At 67.5% G+C, this 4,283-nt stretch carries 5 protein-coding genes; 4 read left to right on the top strand and 1 reads right to left on the bottom strand.

What is annotated here, in order from left to right:
* Positions 1–127 precede the first annotated feature (127 nt).
* Positions 128–1,396: a phosphoribosylamine--glycine ligase gene (gene purD / locus AX681_RS04720; protein ID WP_066657162.1), complete on the bottom strand. Its 1,269-nt coding sequence runs from the start codon at positions 1,394–1,396 to the stop codon at positions 128–130.
* Here purD and xseA point away from each other — a divergent pair.
* The 4 genes from xseA to AX681_RS22780 all read left to right on the top strand — a co-directional run.
* Positions 1,395–2,771: an exodeoxyribonuclease VII large subunit gene (gene xseA, locus AX681_RS04715; protein ID WP_066657164.1), complete on the top strand. Its 1,377-nt coding sequence runs from the start codon at positions 1,395–1,397 to the stop codon at positions 2,769–2,771. The two genes, purD and xseA, sit on opposite strands and share 2 nt — an antisense overlap.
* A 30-nt stretch (positions 2,772–2,801) precedes the next feature.
* Positions 2,802–3,005 (top strand): DUF2093 domain-containing protein, encoded by a 204-nt coding sequence (locus AX681_RS04710; protein ID WP_443026116.1) that lies wholly within the window; start codon positions 2,802–2,804, stop codon positions 3,003–3,005.
* Between the two features lie 83 nt (positions 3,006–3,088).
* Positions 3,089–3,886 carry a M23 family metallopeptidase gene (locus AX681_RS04705; protein WP_082737833.1) on the top strand — a complete coding sequence of 266 codons (798 nt, stop codon included), beginning with the start codon at positions 3,089–3,091 and terminating at the stop codon, positions 3,884–3,886.
* A gap of 183 nt (positions 3,887–4,069) precedes the next feature.
* A partial coding sequence (locus AX681_RS22780) for a hypothetical protein (RefSeq protein WP_231733663.1) occupies positions 4,070–4,283 on the top strand: 214 nt, incomplete at its 3' end.

The raw sequence follows: 4,283 nt of genomic DNA, 5'->3' as shown, positions 1-4,283 counted from the left end.
GTCCCCTTGGTCGCGATAGCGCGCCAAGGCGTGCGCCAGCCCGGATGAGCCGCAGATGAACAGGTGATAATGTTACATCAGTTGACTGAAACTGTCAGAAAGCTGCGCAGGGGGCGACGATAATGGGTCAGCCCCGCTCCCGCGCCGCCTCGCGCCAGCCGATGTCGCGACGGGCAAATCCGCTGGGGAACTCGATCGCATCGACCGCGCGGTAGGCCGCGGTCTGCGCCTCGGTCACGCTGGTGCCGGTGGCAGTAACGGTCAGCACGCGGCCCCCCGCTGCAACGAGTTTGCCGCCGTCCAACCGGGTGCCAGCCTGAAACACCTTCGCGCCGGTCGCTTCCGCCGCCGCGATGCCCCCGATCGCTCCGCCGGTTTCGGGCGTGCCGGGATAGCCCTTTGCCGCCATGACCACGGTGAGCGCGGTGCCGTCGGCAAAGCGCGGTGCGGCGCGGTCGGCGAGCTCGCCCGCCTCGGTCGCCAGCATCAGCTCGAGCAAATCGTCCTCCAGCCGCATCATCAGCACCTGGCATTCGGGGTCGCCGAAGCGGGCGTTATACTCGATCAGCTTGGGCCCGGTGCGCGTGAGCATCAGCCCGGCATAGAGCACGCCCGAATAGGGAGTTCCGGCCTTCGCCATCCCCGCGATGGTCGGCTTGATAATCGTCTCGATCGCCTGGGCTTCCAGCGCCGGGGTCAGCACCGGGGCGGGGCTATAGGCGCCCATGCCGCCGGTATTCGGGCCGACATCGCCATCGCCGACACGCTTGTGATCCTGCGCCGAGCCGAAGGTGACGAAGTCGGTCCCGTCGGTGATCACGAAGAAGCTCGCTTCCTCGCCCTCCAGAAACTCCTCGATCACCGCCTCGCCGCCGGGCTTTTCGAAGATCGCGGCGATGGCGGCCTGGGCTTCCTCTTCGGTCATCGCGACGGTTACGCCCTTGCCTGCGGCAAGGCCGTCGGCCTTGATCACCACCGGCCGCCCGAAGTCGCGCGCCAGCACCGCGCGGGCGGTGTCGAGGTCGCGCACGCGGACATAGCCGGCGGTCGGGATATTCTCACGCGCGCACAGATCCTTGGTGAAGCCCTTCGATCCCTCGAGCTGTGCAGCCCGCTGGCTCGGGCCGAACACGGGCAGGCCGGCGGCGCGCAGCGCGTCGCTCAGGCCATCGACCAACGGCGCTTCGGGGCCGATCACGACAAAGCCGATCGCATGGGCGCGGCAGAACGCGATCACCGCCGCGTGATCGGTCAGCGGAACATCGTGGCAGGTTGCATGATCGGCGATTCCGGGGTTGCCGGGGATCGCATGCAGGCTATCGAGCCGGGGCGATTGCGCGAGCTTCCAGGCGAGCGCATGTTCGCGGCCACCGGACCCAAGCAACAGGACGTTCATGTCAGACCCCTTTGACGATATCGATATGCCGCGGCTCGTAGCCGAGGGGCGCGAAGGGGACAATGACGCGCCGCTCAGCATCGGCGAATTGTCGCTGCGGTTGAAACGGATGGTCGAGGGCGAGTTCGGCCATGTCCGGCTGCGCGGCGAGATTTCGGGCTACAAGCGCGCAGCGTCGGGCCATGTCTATCTGGCGCTGAAGGATGCCGATGCGGTGATCGACGGCGTGATGTGGCGCGGGGCCGCCGATCGCCTGCCCTTCCGCCCGCAGGACGGGATCGAAGTGGTCGCGACGGGCAAGCTGACCATCTATCCCGGTCGCTCGAAATATCAGATCGTGATCGAGCGGATGGAGTTGGCGGGCGAAGGCGCGCTGATGGCGCTGTTCGAACGGCTGAAGGCGCAGCTGAAGGCGGAAGGCCTTTTCGACGGGGAAAAGAAGCGGCTACCGTTTGCCCCGCAGGTGATCGGCGTCGTCACATCGCCCACAGGCGCGGTCATCCGGGACATTCTCCATCGACTTGCCGACCGCTTTCCCACGCGCGTGCTGGTCTGGCCGGTCAAGGTGCAGGGCGATGGCGCGGCGTCGGAGGTCGCGGCGGCGGTGCGCGGGTTCGATGCGATGCCCGAAAACGGCCCGGTACCGCGCCCCGATCTGGTGATCGTCGCTCGGGGTGGCGGGTCGATCGAGGATCTGTGGGCGTTCAACGAAGAACCGGTGGTGCGCGCGGTTGCGGCGTGCCGCATTCCGATCATCTCGGCCGTCGGGCATGAGACCGACACCACCTTGTGCGATTTCGCCGCCGACATGCGCGCGCCGACCCCGACCGCAGCGGCGGAAATGGCGGTGCCGGTGCGTGCCGACCTGTCGCACCATGTCGCGACGCTGGCGCTGCGCACCGAACGCTGCGCGCGACGCTATCATGAGCGCGGCAATGAGCGGTTGCAGGCGCTGGTGCGCGTCCTTCCACGCCGCGATGCACTGCTCGGGCCGCAGCGGCAAAAGGCCGACGACCTCGCCGCGCGGTTGGATCGCGGGCTGGAGCGGCGCGTGACGGTCGCGCGCGGCGTGCTCGACCGCGCTGCCGGCGCGCTCCGCCCAGCGGTGCTTGAGCGCAAGCTGGAGGGGTTGCGCCATCGGTTGGAGGGCGCGGGCAAGCTGCTCGAAGCGGTCAATCCCGACAATCTTCTGCAGCGCGGCTATGTTCGGGTCGGTGCCAAGGCGAGCGGCAAGGTGATCGCCAGCGCCGCCGATGCGCGCGCCGCCGGTGCGCTGACGCTGCATTTCCGTGACGGTCCGGTCGACGCGCGGGTTGAGCGCAGCGGCGGCAAGGCATATGTTGAGGACAAGCCGGAACAGCCTGGCCTGTTCTGACCCGCCCCAAATGCAAGAGTGAGCGTAGCCATGCTGATGTCGTCCAATTCCGCCCGCCCGGCGCGGTTGCACTATATGGCGAACGGCTTTCGCGTCCTCTCGTCGGGCGATCACGTCGTCTGCGCGGTGAGCGGCGAGAAGATCCCGCTCGACGCGCTGCGCTACTGGAGCGTTGCGGAGCAGGAGGCCTATGCCAGCGCCGAACTTGCGACACAGGCGATGACCGCGCGGTGAGGACGTCCGGGGGGGTGATCGTCGCGGGTGCATTGCTCACGCTGACGGGGATCGTGGCGACCGTCGCCGCTCCGTCGGCTGCAATGCCACCGGCACAATCGGCACAGTCGCGCACGGCATTCCGGTTCGATGGTCCGATGATCCAGGGCGGCACCGTGCTCGGCACGGCACCGGCACTGACCAGCGCGGTGACGCTGGACGGGCGCGCGGTGCCGCTGGCACCCGATGGCCGGTTCCTGATCGCGTTCGACCGTGACGCGGCGCCGCGCGCCGAACTGGTCGCGACCCGGGTCGATGGCAGCACGCTGCGTCAGACGCTGTCGGTCCAGCCGCGTGCATGGCGGATCGAACGGCTCAATACCCTCCCGCGCATCGCCCAGCCCAGCGCCGAGTTCGCACGCCGGCGGCCGGCGGAACTGGCGCTGATCAACGCAGCGCGCGGCCAATCGCACAGCGTGCAGGGGTGGCGACAGAAGTTCATGTGGCCGGTCACTGGCCGCATCTCCGGCCTGTTCGGATCGCAGCGCATCTACAAGGGCGAGCCGGGCGCCTATCATTCGGGCGTCGATGTCGCGCGCCCGACCGGAACGCCCATTATCGCTCCGGCCGATGGTGTCGTCACGCTCGCTGCGCAGCAGGATTTCACGCTGGAGGGCAAGCTGCTGATGCTCGACCACGGCATGGGCCTGAACAGCGCGTTTCTGCACCTGTCGCGGATCGACGTGAAGGTCGGCGATCTGGTGCGCCGCGGCCAGACGATCGGCGCGATCGGAACGACGGGCCGCTCGACCGGCCCGCATCTCCACTGGGGCATGAAATGGGGCGAGGCGCGCATCGATCCGCTGCTGATCGCGGGGTCGATGCCGGTGACGGCGGATTAGGCCCGCGCGCCCTACGCCCGTTATGTGACGTTTTTGTCACGGCATGACGACTTTGCGACAGTCTGCGTGTCAAACTCTTGTGCGACATATCGTTACAGACGTATCGATACCCAATCTGCGCGGCGTGTGTCGTGCGTGAACGATGGGGTGTCCAACGCGACGCCCAAAAACGGGGAGCTTCCAATGGTATCAAATGTTCGCAGGCACCTGCTTACCTCGACCCTGCTGATCGGCAGCGTGGTCGCAAGTCCGGCCTTCGCTCAGACTGAAGAGGCTCCGGCCGAGGGTGAGGCGATCGTCATCACCGGTTCGCGCATCCTGCGTCCGAACCTTGAGGCGAACATGATCTGCCCCCCGCTGAGTGGCCCAGAGACTATGATAGTCTGGACCATGAAAG

Origin of the sequence: Sphingomonas sp. CCH9-E2 (genome assembly GCF_001557215.1) — a bacterium.
In the GTDB taxonomy this organism is placed as follows: domain Bacteria; phylum Pseudomonadota; class Alphaproteobacteria; order Sphingomonadales; family Sphingomonadaceae; genus Sphingomonas.
This window is presented reverse-complemented; position numbering and strand designations above follow the sequence as displayed.